Source organism: Pseudarthrobacter sp. J1763 (assembly GCF_050490295.1).
Taxonomy (GTDB): Bacteria; Actinomycetota; Actinomycetes; order Actinomycetales; family Micrococcaceae; genus JBNPEO01.
In genome coordinates this window covers 84,478-104,200 of record NZ_JBNPEN010000007.1, presented here as the reverse complement: position 1 = coordinate 104,200, position 19,723 = coordinate 84,478, and the positions used below count along the sequence as shown (strand labels likewise).

Here is a 19,723-nt window from a genome sequence, read left to right as displayed (position 1 = left end):
CGCAAGCCGGGAAGAGATCCAGGAGCGATCCAGAAGCGCGCAGGCGTCAGGTTCGCAGGCCGAGGGCTTCGAGCATGGGCCGGAACTTGGCCCACGTCTCTGCAAGTTCAGCAGCCGGATCTGAGCCAGCAACAATGCCGCAACCTGCATACAAGCGCACCTGCGTGGGGGACTCGATGACGGCTCCACGCAATGCAATACCCCACTCGCCGTTGCCAGCGCTGTCCAACCAGCCCACCGGTCCCGCGTAGGGTCCCCGCTCCATTTTTTCCAGCTCGCGCAGCAACTCACCGGCCACCGCGGTGGGGGTTCCGCAGACGGCAGCAGTGGGATGCAAAGCGTTTATCAGCGCGAGCGAGGTAGGCACATGGCCTTCTGCGTCAGCCAATTCGGCGCGAACGTCGGAGGCCAAATGCCATACGTTTGGGAGTTCCAAAATGAAGGGCTCGGTGTGTGCGCTCATCGCTTCAGAGAAGGGCTCAAGCGCCGTGGTCAAGGACGCGATGGCGATCTTGTGCTCGTGAAGTTGCTTGGCGGAACCGGCCAACATGCGCTCGGCATAGGCCAAACCGTCGCCGTTAGGATCGTGTGCAACCGCATCCCGGCGGTCTAAGGTTCCTGCCAATACGCGCGCCTGAGCCGTGCGGCCCTCCACCTGAATCAACATCTCCGGGGTGGAACCAACCAGCCCATCCACACCGTAGGTCCAGCAATCCCGGTATCGTTGCGCGAGCTCCTTGAGGACCGCGGCCGCATGCACACCGTCGGGAATGGTTGCCACTACATCGCGTGCCAAAACCAACTTCTCCAGCCGTCCGGTGCCAATTTGTTCAACACCCAAACGGACCGCTTCAGTCCACTCAGACTCGGAGAGGGCGCCAGTGGCAAGTGTTCCCTCGAGCCCACTTCCCACCCCGGCGGAACTGCCGGCCGAACTGCCAGTTGAACCCGCAGCGGAAGGTTCGACGCCGAGCCAACCATCCAGCGCAGCGAGGACATCCGCTGAGGTGATTTCGGCGTCGTTATACGTTTGCAGCGTGGCCCAAGCGGCGCCGTCGCGCAGTCCTACCACGAGCTCAGGGACTATCAGCCGCGAAAGGTGGTTCGACGTTTTGGAGAACGCGAAGGAACCAAAAGCCACGGCGCCAGTGCCGGGACGGTTCACCTCGTCGCGAATATCGCCATCCAGAATCAGGTGCTTCCACCACTGTTCCGCGTTGATAAACCGGTCCGGGCCCGTGGCGGTGAAACGGTCAAGCTCGCCAAAGCCCACCAAACCGGATTCGCGCCGGTTCCAACTGAGCATGTTGTCCCGGACTAGGAAAGCAGAAAGCCCCTCGGGGGAGCGGGATTCTCCCAGGGGGACTGTAAGAGCTTTGAGGGTGCCGGTCATGATGAGACAACATTACTCTGCCGCCGCGCTGGCCCGAATCTGCTTACCCTCACCGCTCCCGGGCGTTTCTCATCACGTGGTTAGAAGCCCGGGCAAAGATTTGCGACAATGGGATGGTGACTAGCGCAGGTAATAGAGCCTCTCTCGATAAGCGTCCGGACGAAGTAGCCAAGATGTTCGACGATGTTGCGCCGCGGTATGACGTGGTCAACGACGTCCTCTCTATGGGCCAAACGCGCCGATGGCGAAAAATTGTGTTCGACGCCGTAGGTGCCCGTCCGGGTCAGCGCGTGCTCGATCTTGCTGCCGGGACCGGGACTTCTTCCGAGCCCTACGCGGACGCTGGAATCGACGTTGTGGCCTGCGACTTCTCCTTGGGGATGCTGCGCACCGGCAAACGACGCCGCCCAGACATCAACTTCATTGCGGGCGATGCCACCAACCTGCCGTTCGCGGACAACAGCTTTGATGCGAGCACCATTTCCTTTGGGTTGCGCAACGTCAACCGTCCCAAAGAAGCGCTCGCTGAGATGTTCCGCGTGACCAAACCTGGCGGACGTATTGTGATTGCGGAGTTTTCCCAACCCGTCATCCCGCTGTGGCGCACCATGTACACCGAGTACCTCATGCGAGCACTGCCCGCCATTGCCACTAAGGTCTCCTCCAACCCGGACGCTTACGTGTACCTGGCCGAGTCCATTCGTGCTTGGCCGGATCAAGACAATCTGAGCCACTGGATGCAGGACGCCGGTTGGGAAGACGTTGCCTACCGCAACCTCAGCGGCGGAATCGTTGCAGTGCACCGAGCCACCAAGCCACTGGTGTCCGCAACCACTTCCGCGCCGGCCAAGCCCTTGGCGGAAAGCTAAAGCACCCTCACCGTGAACGTACTTATTGTTGGAGCGGGCCCGGCCGGGTCTACTGCGGCCTACTATTTGGCTCAAGCTGGCGTCAGCGTCACTGTGCTGGAAAAAACCACCTTCCCGCGTGAGAAAGTCTGCGGCGATGGGCTCACACCCCGCGCTGTGCGGGAGATTCAGAAGCTCGGTTTGCCACACCCTGTAGCCGAAGGGTGGCGCCGCAATAAGGGGCTCCGCCTGATCGCTGGGGGTCGCCAAATTGAGGTTCCTTGGCCCGAGCTCACAGACTTTCCCGACTATGGACTGATCCGCACGCGCCTTGGCTTTGACGAAGAGTTGGTTGAGCACGCTCGTTCGGCAGGCGCCGTCGTACTGGAAAGCCACAGCGTGACCCAAGCGCTGCGCGGTGAAGACGGCCGTGTGACCGGCGTTCGGGCCGCAATCCTGGACCCGGACGGGCGCAAAACCGGGGAAACCCGTGATTTTTACGCTGACGTTGTCCTTGCAGCTGACGGAAACTCGAGCCGCACCGCTGTATCTCTGGGTGTCGCCAAGCGCGATGACCGGCCTCTCGGCGTAGCCGTGCGCACCTACTTCACGTCCCCGCGCACTAATGACGACTGGATGGAAGGCTGGCTGGAACTCCCTGACAAAAACGGCCGTCCGCTGCCCGGCTACGGTTGGGTTTTTGGTGTGGGTGACGGCACGTCCAATGTGGGTCTGGGCATCCTGAACTCGTCCAAAGAATTCGGGAAACTCGACTACAAGCAGGTCCTACGGGACTGGACAGCTGGTATGCCCGCTGAGTGGGGCTACACACCGGCGAACATGGTGGGGGAAATTCGCGGCGCCGCATTGCCCATGGGTTTCAACCGCACCCCGCACTACGCGCCCGGCTTGCTGTTGCTCGGCGACGCTGGCGGAATGGTGTCTCCGTTTAACGGTGAAGGCATCTCCTACGCAATGGAGTCCGCGAGGTTCGCCGCCGAGTTCATCATTGACGCGCAGTCCCTGAAGTCCTCACCTCTTAGCCAGCACGACGCCGACGCGCACCTTGCCGGATACGCAGACTATGTGCGCGAACAGTGGGGATCCCACTTCACTTTGGGCCGTACTTTCGCCACGCTCATCGGCAAACCGGCAGTGATGAAACTCGCGCTGCGGACCGGTATGCCGATTCCGCCGCTGATGCGTTTTGTGGTCCGAATGCTGGCCAATCTCACCGGGCCCGAAGAAAAAGGACTTGAGGACCGGGCAATTCGTTTGCTCGAGAAACTTGTTCCGGCCACCTCAAACACCGGGCTCCTGCCCACCCCGGGGCCGGCAAATAATGCCGTTCCGGGCTCCAAGTCATCCGTTTCGACGCCCACTAGTTAGGCTTAGCTCGTGACCAACTCCGCAAACCACAGCTGGACGCACGCCGGACACGGCCTGCCCCCAGCCGATGAGCCTGCCCCCAACACCACGGCCATCGCCACTTCCCTGACCCTTCCGGCCGGTTTTGCAGCGATCGCAGAGGATGACGTGCTCGGCCCGGAGATCACCAAAAACTTGGCTCGGGTTGAGAAGAAGCTGCGCGAAGCCATTGCCAACTCTGACCCGCTCGCTGACGCAACGTCGCGCCACTTGGTGGAAGCCGGCGGCAAGCGCGTCCGCCCGCTACTGACTCTGCTGACCTCACACTTGGGGGACCACACCCGCCCTGAGATTGTCCAGGCTGCTGTAGTTGTTGAGTTGACGCATCTAGCAACCCTGTACCACGACGACGTTATGGACTCCGCTCCTTACCGTCGCGGCGCACCCACAGCGCACGAGGTCTGGGGCAACTCGGTTGCAGTGCTCACCGGTGACCTGATTTTTGCGCGCGCCTCGATCCTGGTTTCGGAATTGGGTACCCGCGCCCTTGGTATTCAGGCGCGGACCTTTGAGCGTTTGTGCCTTGGCCAATTGCACGAGACAGTTGGACCGCGCGAAGGCGAAGACCCTTTGGCGCACTACTTGTCAGTGATCGCGGACAAAACTGGTTCCTTGGTGGCTGCTTCCGGTCAGCTCGGTGCCATCTTCTCCGGCGCACCTGACGAATACGAAGACGTTCTGGTTGAGTATGGCGAAAAAATTGGTGTTGCCTTCCAGCTTGCCGACGACGTTATTGATGTCACCGGAGTAAAGGTCAAGTCCGGTAAGTCGCCCGGAACGGACCTGCGTGAGGGCGTGCCAACCCTGCCGGTGCTGCTGTTGCGTCAGGCTGCAGCGGCAGGCGACGAATCCGCCGCGGAACTTTTGACCCTGGTGGATGGGGATCTCAGTAGCGATGAGGCACTGGCTAAGACCGTTACCGCCCTGCGTGAGCACCCGGTCACCAACGAGTCTTGGGCTATTGCACGCACGTGGGCTGACGAGGCAATTGCCGCCTTGGCGCCGCTGCCGGAGGGTGTAGTCAAGGAATCCTTGGCCAGCTTTGCTCTAGCAGTGGTGGACCGCGCTAGCTAGTTTTTGGGTAAGCGAAACGGCTCCGGCCTTTGCAATGTACGAGTCAAACATTGCAAAGGCCGGAGCCGTTTCCGTTCGCATCAGAAACACCGGAGGCGGTGGTGTGTCTAGTGAAAGTCTATGACAAGTATTGTCACGTAGTCCAACTGTGACGTCATAGTGTTGTGTTGCCGAGTTTCCCCAGGTTTTGGAAGGCGCTGCGGCGAGTTGCGCCGAACCGCCGGGGAATTCGCTGGACCTTCGGCAAAAGGAGGGGAATCTCAGCAGGGGAGATTGTTGGGGATGTTGCCAAAGTTGTCCACATAGGCGCTATTCCGGGTTTCTTCAGGGTGCTGGGCCCGTCACGCTGGGGAGCATGGAACTGGTGCAAGCCCTTCAGCGCTTCGGCTCGGTGGCCCGTCCGGTGCAGCTATTGCGGGCCGGGTTCAGCGAGCGGGACTTGCGCAATGCAGTGAACGACGGCGTGGTGCGGCGCGAGCGTCCAGGTGTCCTTGCGCTTCCGGGAGCCGACCCTGTACTCAGGTACGCCGTGGTGGCCAATGGCTTGGTGAGCTGTGTATCGGCCGCCCACTTTTACGGTTTCTGGGTGCTGCATAACCCGGAACTGCCCCATCTGCTCTGTAGGCACGGGGGTGAGAAGAACGCCGTCGTTCATCGAAACTCTGTGGTCCCCAAGCACCCATTGCTGCCAGTTGCTGGAAAAGGCGATGTGCTGATTCACGCGCTCAATTGCCGGCCAGTTTTGGAAGCGGTGGTGATGGTGGAATCTGCAGTGGCCCAAGGCGAATCAACCCTAGATTTTCTGCGGGAACGGCTACCGGGGAAACGGAACGGGAAGGCCCGGAGCGTGCTGGACTTAGTTGAGTGTACGGCCGATTCCCCCTTGGAAGTGGTGGCCAGACTCCTCTTCCGCAAGGCGGGGCTGTTCGTCCAGGCTCAAGTGGAGATTGCCGGGGTAGGCATTGTGGATTTCCTGATCGAGGGTTTTCTGATTATTGAGGTGGACGGCAAAACTCACCTCGAGCCGAAACAAGTTATCAAAGACCGGGCACGGAACAATGCGAGCATCCTCAGGGGCTACACAGTTCTCCGCTTCGACTACGCGGCCTTGATGTACCGGCCAGAAGAGGTCCTAGCTCAAGTGCAACAGGTTCTCGCGGGCAGGGTGATCCGCTGAGAATCCCCTTCTTTTGCGGAGATCGCCCCGGTGAGCCCGGCGTTTCTTGGCAACACGCCGAATGGGACCCCAAAAAGAGGGGAAACTCGGCGGCAGGGGCGGCTCGTAGGAGGGGGCAGACGGGAGTTAGTCTTCGTCGCCCTCAAAAGCCCACTCGAGCATGTCGAAGGTGAACTCAGAGAACGTTCCTTCTTCGCTCTTCCACTGCCCGCGCATGTTGTTTCGGCGCCACACAATGGGGTCCGGGATGGAAAGGTCCCCGGCACGGAAGCCCCAAGTGAACTTCTCTTCCTCGTCCTCAAGGAACATCAAGAAGCCTTCTTCATCCACTTCGAGCTCCTCAGGATCCCAGAAGTAGTGGTAGGCCTCCATGATGTCCTCACAGCCACCCAAGGCTAGGTAGAACTCGCGCAATACAGCCGGGATGGTGAAGGTGTGCTGGGAGAGGGCTTCATCCAGCTCGGCATCAGTGAGGCCGTCCTCTGGCTGCCACTCATCCTCGAGATACTTCGGTACCAGGGCACGGAACTTCTCTAGGAACATGTCAGTCATGGAATCAATCCTAGCCAATGGAATTAGCTCTCTTGACGATGCCACCCATTAACGGCCAAGGGCACAAACCAATGACGCCGCCACGCAAGGATTCGGAAAGCGAAAACTAGCATCGCGATCGCCAAGGCTGTGGCCCACGTGAATGCTCCAAGGTTCCAAACCAGGACGGTGAGCCCAGCGCCAGTGAAGGCCGGAAGCGCGTAAATATCCTTGGCATCAAACAATTGCGGGACCTCATTAGCTGTGATGTCCCGCAACACCCCACCGCCCACCGCAGTGGTGACACCCAGCAGCACAGCAGCAACCGGATGGAGGCCAGCGTTGATGGCCTTGAGCGCACCAGACATACAAAACAAGGCCAGTCCGCCAGCGTCAAAGTAGGTCAGCAACGAGGTGTACCGCTGCACACTTTCAAACAGGAAAAACACCAAACCTGCAGCCAACACCGGCGGGAGCAAGTACCACGGGTTGGTGAAAACGGCTGGCGGGCCGGCGTTGATCAGAACATCGCGAATCACGCCACCACCCAGACCAACCAGCGAGGCCAGAAGGACCGAACCCACAACATCGAATCGTTTGCGCGCAGCCAGCAGCGAACCTGACACGGCGAAGAAAAACACGCCAATCAGGTCCAAAGCGAGCAAAGCGGCATCGAAGGAAAACATGGAACCTTCCAGAAAAGGTGAGGAAATGGCTCGTCCCAGAATACGGACTTCGAGCGTGCCTGTTCTCATCCGGCGCCCCCGGCAACGTAGGCTCCTGCCATGAGCCAGCTTCCCATTTTGATCGCCTGCAGCCACGGAACCTCGAGCGGCCAGGGTGCCGCAGAGGTCGATTCACTACGGGCCGCAATCCTTGCCCTGCGCCCTGAACTCGACGTTCGTGAGGCCTACGTTGACGTCCAAACCCCAGACCTCAAAGACGTTGTGGCCGGGATTGGCGAAGACGAGTCCGCCGTCGTCGTTCCTTTGCTTTTAAGTGTTGGTTATCACGTCAAGGTGGACATTGCACGGGCCGTGAGTAGCCGTCCCGGTCTGTTCGCCGCGGAACCGCTGGGCCCGGATCCGCGCTTGGCGCGGCTGCTGGCGACCCGCCTCGCAGAAGCAAACCTTGGTGCCGATGATGCCGTGGTCCTGGCCGCGGCTGGATCCTCCGACGCCGGTGCTGCGGTCAATGTTGAAGCCCTCGCCAAGGATTTACGCACCTTAGTTCCCAACCGGATTGTGATTGGGTACGGCGCCTCGGCGAGCCCTTCAGTGCCCGACGCCGTTGCTCAAGCAAGGGAAGATCAGGCTCGGGAAGAAGGCGCAGATCGTGTGGTGGTGGCGTCCTATCTTTTGGCGCACGGATTTTTTCACGACCAGTTGGCCAAAGCCGGCGCGGACGTGGTCACGGAGCCGCTCCTGCCCTCCGAAGTGCTGGCCGAAATCGCGCTGGAACGCTACGACGAGGCCCTTCGAAACCCGTCATAAAAGTCCCAAAGGTGACGAATTGTTTCCCCGCGTGACCTCTCATTGCCTCCTCCTTTGTTGAAGAAATTGCCGCGGCTTTAGAGTCGGACAATGACTGAGACAGCTCTAGCCGGAGCAAGCACTGACCCCGCCGCATCCCGCAAGGCCAACCGCCCGGGCCGCCCGGCAGCTAAACCGCACGGTCAGTGGAAGGTGGACGGCACCGAGCCGCTCAACGCCAATGAAACCTGGAAGCAAGAGGACAACGGGCTCAACGTTCGCGAACGCATTGAGACCGTCTACGCGCAGCAGGGCTTCGAATCGATCGATGGTACTGACCTGCACGGCCGTTTCCGCTGGTGGGGGCTCTACACCCAGCGCAAACAAGGGATCGACGGCGGTAAAACAGCCACCTTGGAGCCACACGAGCTCGAAGACAAATACTTTATGCTCCGAGTCAGGATCGACGGCGGGGCGCTCACCACCGAGCAACTGCGCGTGATCGGGCAGATTTCAGTGGACTTTGCCCGTGGCAGTGCGGACCTGACTGACCGGCAAAACATTCAGTTGCACTGGATTCGGGTGGAAGACGTCCCCGAGATTTGGCGCAGGCTAGAGTCTGTGGGGCTCTCCACCACCGAGGCTTGTGGCGACGTTCCGCGCGTGATTCTCGGTTCTCCGGTAGCGGGCATTGCCAAGGACGAGATCATTGATCCCACACCGCTCATCCAGGAACTCTCCGAGCGGTTTATTGGCGACCCTGAGCTGGCCAATCTGCCCCGCAAATTCAAGACAGCCATCACCGGCCACCCCAGCCAAGACGTGGTTCACGAGATCAACGACGTTGCCTTGGTGGGTCACGTTCACCCCGAACTCGGTATTGGCTACGACCTGTGGGTGGGTGGCGCGCTGTCCACCAACCCGATGTTGGGCAAACGTCTTGGCGCTTTTGTTCTCCCCGAGCAAGCCGCCGACGTTTGGCTGGGTGTCACAAGTATTTTCCGTGACTACGGTTACCGCCGGATGCGCACCAAAGCCCGTCTGAAGTTCTTGCTGGCGGATTGGGGCGTGGAGAAATTCCGCACCGTTCTGGAGGATGAGTACCTCGGCTACAAGCTCAACGACGGCCCGGCGGCGCCCAAACCGGCCACCCCCGGGGACCACGTAGGCATCCACGAGCAGAAGGACGGCAAGTTCTACATCGGCGCCACACCCACCGCTGGGCGGCTCTCCGGTGCGGCACTTGTATCCCTGGCTGAGTTGCTTGAATCCAACGGTTCCTACCGGCTGCGCACCACCCCACACCAAAAACTTGTGGTCCTGGACGTGCCTAACGAGAACGTCGAAACGCTGGTGGCCGAGCTGGACAAGCTAGGCCTCTCCGCCCGTCCCTCCGTGTTCCGCCGCGGCACCATCGCCTGCACCGGCATTGAATATTGCAAGCTTGCAATAGTGGAAACCAAGGTCACTGCGGCCACCGCTATCGCCGAGCTGGAAACCCGGCTCGCCGATCTTGTGGAGTCCGGTCAGCTGCCCCAAGCGCTCTCCCTGCACATCAACGGTTGCCCCAACTCTTGCGCCCGCATTCAAACCGCTGACATCGGGCTCAAAGGCATGATGCTTCCAACGCCCGACGGCGAACCCTCCCCGGGGTTCCAGGTCCACTTGGGCGGTGGGCTGGCTTCCGATAACCGCGAAGAAGCTGGGCTGGGCCGCACCGTCCGCGGCCTCAAGGTTTACGTGGCAGACCTGCCTGACTACGTAGAGCGAGTAGTTCGCCGCTATGTAGCCGACCACATCGAAGGCCAAACATTCGCCCAATGGGCACACGCAGCAGACGAGGAGGCGCTCCAATGAGCACCGCACTACGCAGCAAAGAAGAGCTCAAAGCCCTTGCAGAATCTGGCGCCGCCGAGCTCGGCTGGGACGCCCCTGCCCGTGACGTGATCGCCTGGGTGGCCCGGAACTTCGAGCTTTCCAGCGTGTCCGTGGCCTGCTCCATGGCCGATGCCGTGCTGCCGGCACTTGTGGCCGATCAGCTGCCCGGCGTGGACGTCCTGTTCCTCGAAACTGGCTACCACTTCCCGGAAACCTATGCCACACGCGATGAAGTAGCAGCGAACCTGCGCATCAACGTAGTGGACGTGCTGCCCGAGAACACTGTGGAACAGCAGGACCGGCTCCTTGGCAAAGACCTCTTTGCACGTGACGCCGCCCAATGCTGTGCCCTGCGCAAGGTTGCCCCTTTGCGACGCACCCTCGCCGGTTACGAACTCTGGTTCACCGGAGTTCGCCGCGACGAAGCCCCCACCCGCACCAACACACCCTTGGTGACTTGGGACGAAGCTAATGGACTGGTCAAAGTGAACCCGCTGGCGGCCTGGAGCTTCGACCAACTTGTGGAGTACTCCGAAAACAACCTGCTACCGGTCAACCCGTTGCTCACCCAGGGGTACCCATCGATTGGCTGCCAACCCTGCACCCGAAAAGTCGCCCCCGGTGAAGATCCCCGTGCTGGCCGCTGGGCCGGTACCGATAAAACAGAATGCGGACTACACGTATGAGCAACGCAACCACCACTGAGGATTTGACGCAGTCCGGGCTCATCCGCGCAGCAGTTTCGCCGGAAGCTGCGCAGCGGCTCTCCAGCCTGGACACCCTTGAGTCCGAGGCGATTCACATCATTCGCGAGGTTGTTGCCGAGTTTGAGAAGCCTGCCCTGTTGTTCTCGGGCGGCAAGGACTCTGTGGTGATGCTGCACCTCGCCACTAAGGCGTTCTGGCCGGGCAAGGTACCGTTCCCGGTGCTGCACGTTGACACGGGGCACAATTTCCCTGAGGTGATCGACTTCCGTGACCGGACGGTGGAGAGGCTGGGACTTAAGCTCGTCGTCGGATCTGTCCAGGACTTTATTGACCGCGGCGAGTTGGCCGAACGGGCTGACGGGACCCGCAACCCGCTGCAGACCGCACCGTTGCTGGACGCTATTGAGCGCAACAAATTTGATGCCGTGTTTGGTGGTGGGCGTCGTGACGAGGACAAGGCCCGCGCCAAGGAACGCATCCTGAGTTTGCGTGACGAGTTTGGTCAGTGGGACCCCCGCAATCAGCGGCCCGAGCTGTGGAACCTGTACAACGGCCGTCACACGGTTGGCCAACATGTGCGCGCGTTCCCCATCAGCAACTGGACCGAGCTGGACATTTGGCGGTACATCGAACGCGAAAACATCGAACTGCCGGGGCTCTACTACGCGCACAACCGTGAAGTATTTTCCCGCGACGGTATGTGGCGTGCCGTAGGTGAGGTGTCCCAACCTCGTCCGGACGAGGAAGTTGTCACCAAGTTGGTTCGCTACCGCACCGTAGGGGACATGTCCTGCACCGGTGCCGTGGAATCGGACGCCATGGACGTTGCAGCGGTGGTTGTAGAAGTTGCCGCGTCCACCATTACTGAACGTGGAGCCACCAGGGCGGATGACCGCATTTCCGAGGCAGCCATGGAAGATCGCAAGAAAGACGGCTATTTCTAATGAGCGCTGCTGTTGAAACCACCGCTGTTGAGCTAAACCCCAACGACGCCGGTACTGCACTTTTGGCTGACACCACACTGTTCCGCTTCGCCACAGCAGGCTCGGTAGACGACGGAAAGTCCACCCTGGTAGGCCGTCTTCTACACGATTCCAAAGCGATTCTCGCGGACCAGCTTGAAGCCGTGACCCGTTCCTCGGCCGACCGCGGATTCGGCGGCGAAAAGGGCGGCGTTGACCTCGCCCTGCTGACCGACGGTCTACGGGCCGAGCGCGAACAAGGCATCACCATCGACGTCGCCTACCGCTACTTCGCCACGGACCGCCGCAGCTTTATCCTGGCTGACTGCCCCGGGCACGTGCAGTACACCAAAAACACGGTGACTGGCGCGTCCACTGCGGACGCCGTGGTTGTACTGATTGACGCCCGAAAAGGTGTTCTGGAGCAGACTCGCCGGCACTTGTCAGTGCTCAAATTGCTGCGTGTGACGCACGTGATTGTGGCAGTGAACAAGATCGACCTAGTGGACTTCAGCGAGCAGGTTTACCGGGACATTGAAGTGCAGATTGCTGCCGCAGCACAGGCTCTGAGCTTGGCAAACGTTCTGGTGATCCCCGTTTCCGCCCTTGACGGGGACAACGTGGTGGACCGCTCTGAGCGCACCCCGTGGTACTCCGGGCCAGCGCTTTTGGAGACCCTGGAACAGCTGCCCGCGGCCGACGAATTGGAGTCTCACCTTGAGAGTTTCCGTTTCCCCGTGCAGCTAGTCATCCGGCCTCAGGGTGCTTTGGCACCCGATGCTGTGGCCGCCGGCCTGGACGTTGAAGCATACCGGGATTACCGCGCTTACGCCGGCCAAATCACTGAGGGATCCGTGACGGTGGGGGATTCGGTGGCAATTTTGAGCCCCGGACATCCTGCCCGCATCACCACGGTTGTTGGCATTGACTTTGCTGGCGCATCGCTCCAGAGTGCCGCCGCTCCGCAATCGGTGGCAGTACGTTTGGCGGATGAGATCGACATTGCCCGTGGTGACACCATCGCCGCTGTTGCGTCCTCCGGGGATGCCCCGTTGCAGGCTAGTGCTGACCTCTACGCCTCGCTCGCGTGGTTGTCTCCCAAGCCCTTGCGTGAAGGTGCGAAGGTGTTGGTGAAACACGGTACTCGGACAGTTCAGGCTCTGGTCCGGTCAATTTCCGGGAAGCTGGATCTTGAGACTTTTGCTCTTGAACCGGCCAGTGGTTTGGACCTGAATGACATTGGCCAGGCGCAGCTTCGGCTCGCCGCGGAACTGCCACTTGAGGACTATCAGCAACATCGCCGGACCGGGGCGTTTTTGGTGATCGACCCCGTGGACGGCAACACTCTAGCGGCCGGCCTAGTCCGCAATCACCCCGGCGACAACGAGGGTGAGCGCTACTGGATCTAGTCCAGGCTCCAAGCCACCGCTGAGTTTCCCCGCCTTTGAGAAAGTTCGACGGCGTGTCCCCAGGACACGCCGTCGGACTTCTTTAAGCGCCGCAAAAGAAGGGGAAACTCGGCGGCCTGGACACTTTGAGATGCCTGAATAGAGTGTGCCCGGAGCAGTAGAGTGTGCCCCGGCCGAAAATTAGAGTGTTGCCCACTCTAATTATATGAATGACGTTCTCCCTACGATGACTGAGCACAAGAAGTGCGAAGTCTTGAGGGGAACCAATGCAGTTTTTTGCCACGAATCGACGCGCGATGGCCGGGCGGCACGTCACGTCAACGGGCGTTCGTGGCGTTGGTTCTCTCGCTCGTGTGAGCGTGGTGTTGTTGGGGCTGGCACTCAGTGCAGGATCTGTTTCCGCTGCTGCGCAACCGCCGGCGGAAACCACCACAGCTTCAACCATCCCCACGGTCACGGCAACTCCTACGGCGACCGCCACTGCTTCGGCGACAACGACGCCGGCAGATGCCACCGCCTCAGCGTCGCCCAGCGCCACTGCTACTTCAGCCTCTCCCTCACCCACTGCGACAGCGACTGCAACCGCGACCACAACTGCCACCGCTCCGGCCACGAAGTCGCTCCTCGCCGCTCCGGCCTTAGCTGCGGCTGCCAGCCTGAGCTGCGCTGCTGGCACGGTCTACACGCTTAATGACGACGGCAAGGTCACGTCAATCAACACGTCCTCCGCCGCTGCCACAGCTGCTTTTGATTTTGGGAACGACAGCATCAATGGCCTTGCCATTTCCCAAGGCGGCACAGCTGCGTACTCCGTAAGCACCCAAGCCAATAACAACAACAATGTTGTAGTCCGCCACTACAACCCCGCGGCGAGTCCTCCGACTACAAAAACGGTGGGTGTACTCGCCGGATCGGGAACCTTTGTGATGGGTGGCATCAATCCCAAGACCGGAATCTATTACTTCGGACGTGTTAATGGGGCCCGTGAACTCGAGCTTTATGCATTCAACACGGCAAGTGACACACCAATCGGCTTTGTAGGCAAAGTAGCTGGCACTAGGGACAGCGGCGGCAATGCACGCGCTAACGGTGACCTCGTATTTGGCTCAAACGGCGACATGTACTTTGTGGTCAGCTCCGGTATGGGTTGGGATAATTCAAATGTCCTAATGAAGCTGGACGGCACCATCCCCAGCACACAGCAATTGCCTACGAGTACGGCGCTCACTGCAACCAGAATTTCATTCCTCCAGCCGAATGACCAGGCATTCAATGGCATCGCCTTTGACGGCGGCTACTTGTACCTGGATACGACCCAATCCGGTTTCTACAAGGTGAACCCTTCTGACGGTTCCAAAGTCGACGAAGGCACCCTGAGTGTTGCTCCCGTTGATATGGCCAGCTGCCAGTACAACAACTCGCTCAACGTCACCAAGAACATCGTTGGGCGCGCTGTACCCACAGACCAGTTCCAACTGACCACTACCGCGAACGGAACGGCTATCGGTAGCACGGGACTCACCGCGGGAACCGACACAGGGCTCCAGGGTGACGGTGCTGAAGTCTCCAGCAGCGTTCCGCTCAGCGGAACCGCCATTGTGGTCTCGGAGAGTTCCGCCAACGGAACCGTGATGGTCAATTACACCTCCACGTATCAGTGCACCACCCAAAGCGGAACGGTAGTGGCCAGCGGGACTGGCACTTCGGCGTCGTTCACGTTCCCTGCCCAAATCACGGCCGGCGTGAACGTCGAATGCGTCTTCACCAACACGCCCAAAAACGCCAAGGTGACTGTCAAAAAGACCTGGAATAACGCAATCGCCGGCGACACGGCCAGCTTCACCGCCTTGAGCTTCAACGGCACTTACACCGCACCAGCATCCGGCACGGGAACGGCCACGGTCATTGACTCCAAAGACGTTATGCAGGGCACCACAATCGATGTGGCTGAGACGCTTGGGACCAATAACAAGGGCAGCTACACCAGCACCCTGGTGTGCAAAGACAGCAGCGGGACCGTGAAGCCACTGACCGGTACGGGCACCACCAGCGGAAGCCTCCTCCTCGGAAACAAAGACGTGACGTGCGAGTTCACCAATAGCAACACGGCGGCCAGCGTTACAGTCAGCAAAAACTGGATTGTTGACGGTATCGCCTACAACAACGGCTCCCAGCCAGCCGGTCTGAGTGCCTCCCTGACGCTCACCGGCCCCGGTTCTGCAGGGGCTTCCACTCAAGCTTGGGGCACCGCACGGACAGGCTACTTTGTGGGTCAGCAATTCCAGCTGAACGAAACAACCACTATTGACCCGTCGATGAACTGCACGGTCACCCAGGTGCAGCTGAGCAAGACCGGCGGGGCTGCTGCGGTAACCCTGCCCTACACCGATACGGTCGCGGCTGGAGCGAATGGTTACACGCTGACCAACACCGTGGTGTGCAAGACGCAGCTAGTGCTGCTCAAACACATTGACACGAGCAACCCGGGCAGCATAGTAGCCGCCGACTTCACCATCAAAGCAACCCCGGCCAGCGGAACAGCCCTACAGGTAACCGGCGCCGAGCAGCCCACCATGGCAAACACCAAAGACGTGGCCGCAGGAACCGTTTACACCCTGAGCGAATCCGCGGCAGCCAACAGGGCCTACCTGCAGCTCAAACTACAGCGCTACACCGGTAGCTACAACGCGGACGGCAGCCTCACGGATGCCAATGCCTGGACTGACGTCACGGACGTCACTGCGACTGTAGCGAAGGGCAAAAAAGCCACCTACCGCTTTGTCAACGGAAACCCGCCTGCCTACACACTCCCGCTAACGGGCGGGACCGGAACTGCCAGCTACACGCTGATCGGCGGGGGGCTGCTCCTCATCGCGGCGCTCGCCGGACTCTGGTTCATCCTGCGCAGGCGAAAAGGCTAAGCCCCGTGACCGCCCCAAAAATACTTGACCAAAAACAACGTGCTACTTACCTCGTACCACTCCTGAAAGGAACGCAAAACATGTCATCTCCTCGTAAAACCCTCACTAGGCGGGTGACGGCGGGCCTCGGCATCGCCGGCATCGCTGCCGCAGCAATGCTGGGCTCCGTTGCCCCGGCATCAGCAGCTCCGGGCCCGGGAAACATCAACCCTGATGCGCCCAAGTCCCTGACCATTCACAAGTTCGAGCAGCCGGCCACCGAGGGCACCCCCCCGGACGGTACCGTGCAAAACACGAATGGTCTCACCAAACTTGTTGGCGTGAAGTTCAAGATCCAAGAGGTCACCAACATTGACCTCAGCACGAACGCAGGCTGGGCAGCAACAGAGGGCCTGACCCCCGGCGATGTCTCTGCAGCCAACCTCGGCGCAGCTACGGAACTTGCAACAGATGCCAATGGTGTGGCCACCTTCACCGGCCTCAAGCAAGCCGTGTACCTCGTGACCGAAACCGACCGCGGTGCCAACAACATCGCGTTCGCTGCCAAGCCTTTCTTGGTCACGCTGCCTTTGCCCAAGGCAAGCGACAACACCTGGATTTACGACGTTCACGTGTACCCCAAGAACTCCTTGACCACCCTTGAGAAGTCCATCGATGACACCAACGCAACGGGCCTTGGCTCGGATGTTACGTGGAACATCGCGGTGGGTATCCCTGCCAAGTCCGAGGGCAACACGCTTGACTCTTACCTGATCACCGACCAGCTGGATTCCCGGCTCACCTTCAAGAGCGCAACCGTTGTTCTCAACGGAGCCACTCTGGTTGAAGGCACTGACTACACCTTGTCCACCACCGGTGGCGTTGTAGTGATCGACTTCAACTCAACCGGTCTGGGCAAGCTCGCCGCAGCAGCAGGGTCCACCGTTAGCGTTGCACTTGCTACGACTGTCACCTCGGTAGGCGACGGTGCCATCACCAACAAGGCACAGAGCTTCATCAACGGAACCGACCCGGCACACACCTTTGACTCCAACACGGTACAGACCACTTGGGGCAACGTCTTGATCCACAAGGTGGGTAAAGAAGACACCACCAAGAACCTTCAGGGCGCCGAATTCCAGGTTTACGCTTCCGAGGCTGATGCCAAAGCAGGAACCAACCCGATCGCCGTCAACGGTGTCTCCACCTTCACCTCGGGTGAAGACGGCATTGCCAAGATCGACGGCTTGCGCGCCACCCTCAATGGTGGCACCACGCCGATCGACTACTGGCTGGTAGAAACTAAGGCTCCTGCCGGTTACCAGATTGCACTGGAGTACAGCCAGGCCAATCCGGTGAAGTTCAACGTCACCCCAGGTACCGCCACCGAGGCAGCAATGACCGTCGAGGACCCGCAGATCCCCCCGTTCACGCTTCCCCTCACGGGTGGATCCGGCAACATCATGTTCATGGCAGCTGGCTTGGGACTCTTGTCCATCGCTGGTGGTGCAGTGATCTGGCAGCGCGCAGCACGGCGCAAGACTGTAACCGCCTAGTCACCCCCAAACGTCCTTCGCTCCAAGCGGGTGAAGGCGAATCGCGACCCGGCAGGGATGCCTACCCCCACGCTTCCCTGCCGGGGAACGAAATCAGGAGTAGTACATAGTATGAGCACCACACAGAGCGCGGTACAGGAAACCAAAATTTCCTTGCCGCGCTCTCGTGTGCCCGGCTCAGCCTGGATTATTGCCTTGTTAGTCTTTGCCGGGGTGAGCGTTATGACCTATCCCTCTGCTGCTAGTTGGTTCTCAGAACTGCAGCAATCCAAAGAAGTTCGCAGCTATGACACCAGCGTTAAAGAGCTGGGTCCAGTTGGCCGGAGCGCGGCCCTAGACGATGCCCGCAAATACAACAGCACACTCAGCGGCGGCGCGATCGTAGACCCCTTCACCAACCCCGACGCCTCCAACACCACAGACATCAACGCGGGAACCCCAGAACAAGTCGCCGCGCGTCAAGCAGCCAAGGCCGTTGCCCAAAACTACGCGAAGCAACTCGCGCTCAGCCCCGACGGCGTGATGTCACGTCTGGTCATCCCCAGCATCGGGGTGGACTTGCCGATCTATCACGGCACCGGTGACGCCGAACTCCACAAGGGTGTGGGTCACTTGTATGGGACTGCGCTTCCGGTGGGCGGCAAAGGCACTCATGCTGTCCTGACAGGTCACTCGGGGGTCCCAGAGGCCACACTTTTTACCCGTTTGAAAGACCTCAAACTCGGCGATGAATTTGAGGTGAGTACTTACGGGGACACCCTCACATACCGGATCAATAACATCGTTGAAGTACTGCCAACGGAGACCGAATCATTGCGGCCGGTGGCAGGAAAAGACCTCGTCACACTGATAACGTGCACACCCATCGGTATTAACACTCACCGGCTCCTGGTCACCGCGGAACGGGTAAACACCGTTGAGCAGGAACAAAAACCAGTGACCATCGCAAGTTCAGTTGACCCGCCTTGGTGGATTCTGTGGATCGCACTCGGGCTAATTGCTTCAGTGGCGGTCATCATCGGCAGCCGCCGCCGCTGAGTCTCCCCGCCTTTTAGAAAGTTCGACGGCGTGTCCCCAGGGCACGCCGTCGAACTTCTTTAGGCGCGGCGAAAGAAGGGGAAACTCGGCGGACAGGTGGGGAAATGCTACGCCACATGAAGTCCCGTGACCCCGCGTTTCCGGACCATTGCCAGCGGTTAGCGCCCCTCTCTAGTGTGTTCCCATGACTTCTCCCCAGACCGGCACAACCCGCATCGTTGCCGGTGAGCAGCCCAAGAAAAACCGCGGCCTCAACATTGCTGTGGTGGCCGGCGTCGTACTCCTCCTGGGCGCCGGAGCAGCAGTGGCAGCCACCGTTGCCAACAAACCCGCTGCAGAACAGGCGGCCGTGGGCACCCCCGCCACCGAACTGAAGCTTGGCTACTTCGGCAACATCACGCACGCTCCGGCTCTTGTAGGTGTCTCAAAAGGAATCGTTCAGAAGGACCTGGGGGAGGGGACCAAACTGAGCACCGAGGTGTTCAACGCTGGCCCCGCAGCCGTGGAAGCACTCAACGCTGGCGCTATCGACGCAGCATATTTGGGCCCCAACCCGGCCATCAACTCCTTTGTTAAGAGCAAGGGTGAATCCATCAGCATCATTGCCGGGGCAGCATCGGGCGGGGCGCAACTGGTGGTTAACTCTTCCATCAAAACTGCCGCTGACCTCAAAGGTAAAAACCTGGCAACGCCACAACTCGGCGGCACCCAGGACGTGGCACTGCGCGCGTACTTGAAAAAGCAGGGGTTCAAAACCTCCACGGACGGCGGCGGGGACGTCAACATCACGCCTACCGAAAACGCCCAGACCCTGAAACTGTTCCAAGACGGAAAGCTCGACGGCGCGTGGTTGCCAGAGCCCTGGGCGTCCCGGCTGGTGCTCCAAGCAAAAGCCAAGGTTTTGGTGGACGAGAAAGACCTTTGGGATGGCTCACTTTCAGCGAAACCTGGGCAGTTCCCCACCACTATTTTGATTGTGAACAAGTCCTTTTTGAAGGAGCACCCACAAACCGTTGAGGCGCTGTTGAAGGGCCACGTGGAATCCGTGGCCTGGCTGAATTCAGCGCCGGAAGGTGAGAAGGCAAGCGTGCTGAACGCTGCCCTCAAGGAGTCCTCTGGCAAGGCGCTCCCGGATGACGTGATTGGGCGGTCACTGAAAAATATTGAGTTCACCGTGGACCCGCTGGCCGGAACTTACACAAAACTTCTGCAAGACGGTGTGGATGCCGGAACCACCAAACCTGCTGACATCAACGGGATTTTCAACCTGACGCTTTTGAACAAAGTGGGCGGGGCAGAGAAGGTATCGGCAGCTGGATTGGGCACCGATTAGCCCCGATTTTTGACCGA

Annotated in this window: 16 protein-coding genes; 13 read left to right on the top strand and 3 right to left on the bottom strand. The window is 60.0% G+C overall.

The window, feature by feature from the left end; all coding sequences use genetic code 11:
- Positions 1 to 46 precede the first annotated feature (46 nt).
- Positions 47 to 1,393 (bottom strand): isochorismate synthase, encoded by a 1,347-nt coding sequence (locus ACQQCD_RS08990; RefSeq protein ID WP_430268045.1) that lies wholly within the window; start codon positions 1,391 to 1,393, stop codon positions 47 to 49.
- A gap of 116 nt (positions 1,394 to 1,509) precedes the next feature.
- Here ACQQCD_RS08990 and ACQQCD_RS08985 point away from each other — a divergent pair, with 116 nt between their 5' ends.
- From ACQQCD_RS08985 to ACQQCD_RS08970, 4 genes are all read left to right on the top strand, one after another.
- Positions 1,510 to 2,262 carry a demethylmenaquinone methyltransferase gene (locus ACQQCD_RS08985; RefSeq protein WP_430268044.1) on the top strand — a complete coding sequence of 251 codons (753 nt, stop codon included), beginning with the start codon at positions 1,510 to 1,512 and terminating at the stop codon, positions 2,260 to 2,262.
- Positions 2,263 to 2,274: 12 nt separating this feature from the next.
- Positions 2,275 to 3,630 (top strand): geranylgeranyl reductase family protein, encoded by a 1,356-nt coding sequence (locus ACQQCD_RS08980; protein WP_430268043.1) that lies wholly within the window; start codon positions 2,275 to 2,277, stop codon positions 3,628 to 3,630.
- A gap of 9 nt (positions 3,631 to 3,639) precedes the next feature.
- Positions 3,640 to 4,743: a polyprenyl synthetase family protein gene (locus ACQQCD_RS08975; RefSeq protein WP_430268042.1), complete on the top strand. Its 1,104-nt coding sequence runs from the start codon at positions 3,640 to 3,642 to the stop codon at positions 4,741 to 4,743.
- 355 nt (positions 4,744 to 5,098) lie between these two features.
- Entirely contained in the window at positions 5,099 to 5,920 is an 822-nt protein-coding gene (locus ACQQCD_RS08970) for a DUF559 domain-containing protein (protein ID WP_430268041.1), read from the top strand.
- Positions 5,921 to 6,046: 126 nt separating this feature from the next.
- Here the strand turns inward: ACQQCD_RS08970 and ACQQCD_RS08965 are convergent, their stop codons facing one another.
- Both ACQQCD_RS08965 and ACQQCD_RS08960 read right to left on the bottom strand, forming a co-directional pair.
- Entirely contained in the window at positions 6,047 to 6,472 is a 426-nt protein-coding gene (locus tag ACQQCD_RS08965) for a hypothetical protein (protein ID WP_430268040.1), read from the bottom strand.
- 23 nt (positions 6,473 to 6,495) lie between these two features.
- Positions 6,496 to 7,137 carry a trimeric intracellular cation channel family protein gene (locus ACQQCD_RS08960; RefSeq protein WP_430268129.1) on the bottom strand — a complete coding sequence of 214 codons (642 nt, stop codon included), beginning with the start codon at positions 7,135 to 7,137 and terminating at the stop codon, positions 6,496 to 6,498.
- A gap of 99 nt (positions 7,138 to 7,236) precedes the next feature.
- Here ACQQCD_RS08960 and ACQQCD_RS08955 point away from each other — a divergent pair, with 99 nt between their 5' ends.
- The 9 genes from ACQQCD_RS08955 (at position 7,237) to ACQQCD_RS08915 (ending at position 19,706) form a co-directional block, all read left to right on the top strand.
- Positions 7,237 to 7,944, top strand: coding sequence for a sirohydrochlorin chelatase (locus ACQQCD_RS08955; protein ID WP_430268039.1), 708 nt, complete (start codon positions 7,237 to 7,239; stop codon positions 7,942 to 7,944).
- Between the two features lie 90 nt (positions 7,945 to 8,034).
- Positions 8,035 to 9,780 (top strand): nitrite/sulfite reductase, encoded by a 1,746-nt coding sequence (locus ACQQCD_RS08950; protein WP_430268038.1) that lies wholly within the window; start codon positions 8,035 to 8,037, stop codon positions 9,778 to 9,780.
- Entirely contained in the window at positions 9,777 to 10,487 is a 711-nt protein-coding gene (locus tag ACQQCD_RS08945) for a phosphoadenylyl-sulfate reductase (RefSeq protein WP_430268037.1), read from the top strand. Before ACQQCD_RS08950 ends, ACQQCD_RS08945 begins: the two co-directional genes overlap by 4 nt.
- The gene (cysD, locus tag ACQQCD_RS08940; protein WP_430268036.1) at positions 10,484 to 11,452 is read left to right on the top strand and encodes a sulfate adenylyltransferase subunit CysD; all 969 of its coding nucleotides are present in this window, start codon (positions 10,484 to 10,486) and stop codon (positions 11,450 to 11,452) included. Before ACQQCD_RS08945 ends, cysD begins: the two co-directional genes overlap by 4 nt.
- Positions 11,452 to 12,879, top strand: coding sequence for a sulfate adenylyltransferase subunit 1 (locus tag ACQQCD_RS08935; RefSeq protein WP_430268035.1), 1,428 nt, complete (start codon positions 11,452 to 11,454; stop codon positions 12,877 to 12,879). Before cysD ends, ACQQCD_RS08935 begins: the two co-directional genes overlap by 1 nt.
- A 266-nt stretch (positions 12,880 to 13,145) precedes the next feature.
- Positions 13,146 to 15,800 carry an LPXTG cell wall anchor domain-containing protein gene (locus ACQQCD_RS08930; RefSeq protein WP_430268034.1) on the top strand — a complete coding sequence of 885 codons (2,655 nt, stop codon included), beginning with the start codon at positions 13,146 to 13,148 and terminating at the stop codon, positions 15,798 to 15,800.
- Between the two features lie 80 nt (positions 15,801 to 15,880).
- Positions 15,881 to 17,335, top strand: a complete 1,455-nt coding sequence (locus tag ACQQCD_RS08925; protein ID WP_430268033.1) for a SpaH/EbpB family LPXTG-anchored major pilin — start codon at positions 15,881 to 15,883, stop codon at positions 17,333 to 17,335.
- A 111-nt stretch (positions 17,336 to 17,446) separates the two neighbouring features.
- Positions 17,447 to 18,373 (top strand): class C sortase, encoded by a 927-nt coding sequence (locus ACQQCD_RS08920; protein WP_430268032.1) that lies wholly within the window; start codon positions 17,447 to 17,449, stop codon positions 18,371 to 18,373.
- 184 nt (positions 18,374 to 18,557) lie between these two features.
- Positions 18,558 to 19,706, top strand: a complete 1,149-nt coding sequence (locus ACQQCD_RS08915) for an ABC transporter substrate-binding protein (RefSeq protein WP_430268031.1) — start codon at positions 18,558 to 18,560, stop codon at positions 19,704 to 19,706.
- Positions 19,707 to 19,723 lie beyond the last annotated feature (17 nt).

Coding starts and splice junctions, on each gene's coding strand:
- ACQQCD_RS08950 (WP_430268038.1), top strand. CDS start 8,035: ATGACTGAGACAGCTCTAGCCGGAGCAAGCACTGACCCCGCCGCATCC.
- ACQQCD_RS08955 (WP_430268039.1), top strand. CDS start 7,237: ATGAGCCAGCTTCCCATTTTGATCGCCTGCAGCCACGGAACCTCGAGC.
- ACQQCD_RS08960 (WP_430268129.1), bottom strand. CDS start 7,137: ATGTTTTCCTTCGATGCCGCTTTGCTCGCTTTGGACCTGATTGGCGTG.
- ACQQCD_RS08925 (WP_430268033.1), top strand. CDS start 15,881: ATGTCATCTCCTCGTAAAACCCTCACTAGGCGGGTGACGGCGGGCCTC.
- ACQQCD_RS08965 (WP_430268040.1), bottom strand. CDS start 6,472: ATGACTGACATGTTCCTAGAGAAGTTCCGTGCCCTGGTACCGAAGTAT.
- ACQQCD_RS08945 (WP_430268037.1), top strand. CDS start 9,777: ATGAGCACCGCACTACGCAGCAAAGAAGAGCTCAAAGCCCTTGCAGAA.
- ACQQCD_RS08920 (WP_430268032.1), top strand. CDS start 17,447: ATGAGCACCACACAGAGCGCGGTACAGGAAACCAAAATTTCCTTGCCG.
- cysD (WP_430268036.1), top strand. CDS start 10,484: ATGAGCAACGCAACCACCACTGAGGATTTGACGCAGTCCGGGCTCATC.
- ACQQCD_RS08915 (WP_430268031.1), top strand. CDS start 18,558: ATGACTTCTCCCCAGACCGGCACAACCCGCATCGTTGCCGGTGAGCAG.
- ACQQCD_RS08970 (WP_430268041.1), top strand. CDS start 5,099: ATGGAACTGGTGCAAGCCCTTCAGCGCTTCGGCTCGGTGGCCCGTCCG.
- ACQQCD_RS08935 (WP_430268035.1), top strand. CDS start 11,452: ATGAGCGCTGCTGTTGAAACCACCGCTGTTGAGCTAAACCCCAACGAC.
- ACQQCD_RS08990 (WP_430268045.1), bottom strand. CDS start 1,393: ATGACCGGCACCCTCAAAGCTCTTACAGTCCCCCTGGGAGAATCCCGC.
- ACQQCD_RS08930 (WP_430268034.1), top strand. CDS start 13,146: ATGCAGTTTTTTGCCACGAATCGACGCGCGATGGCCGGGCGGCACGTC.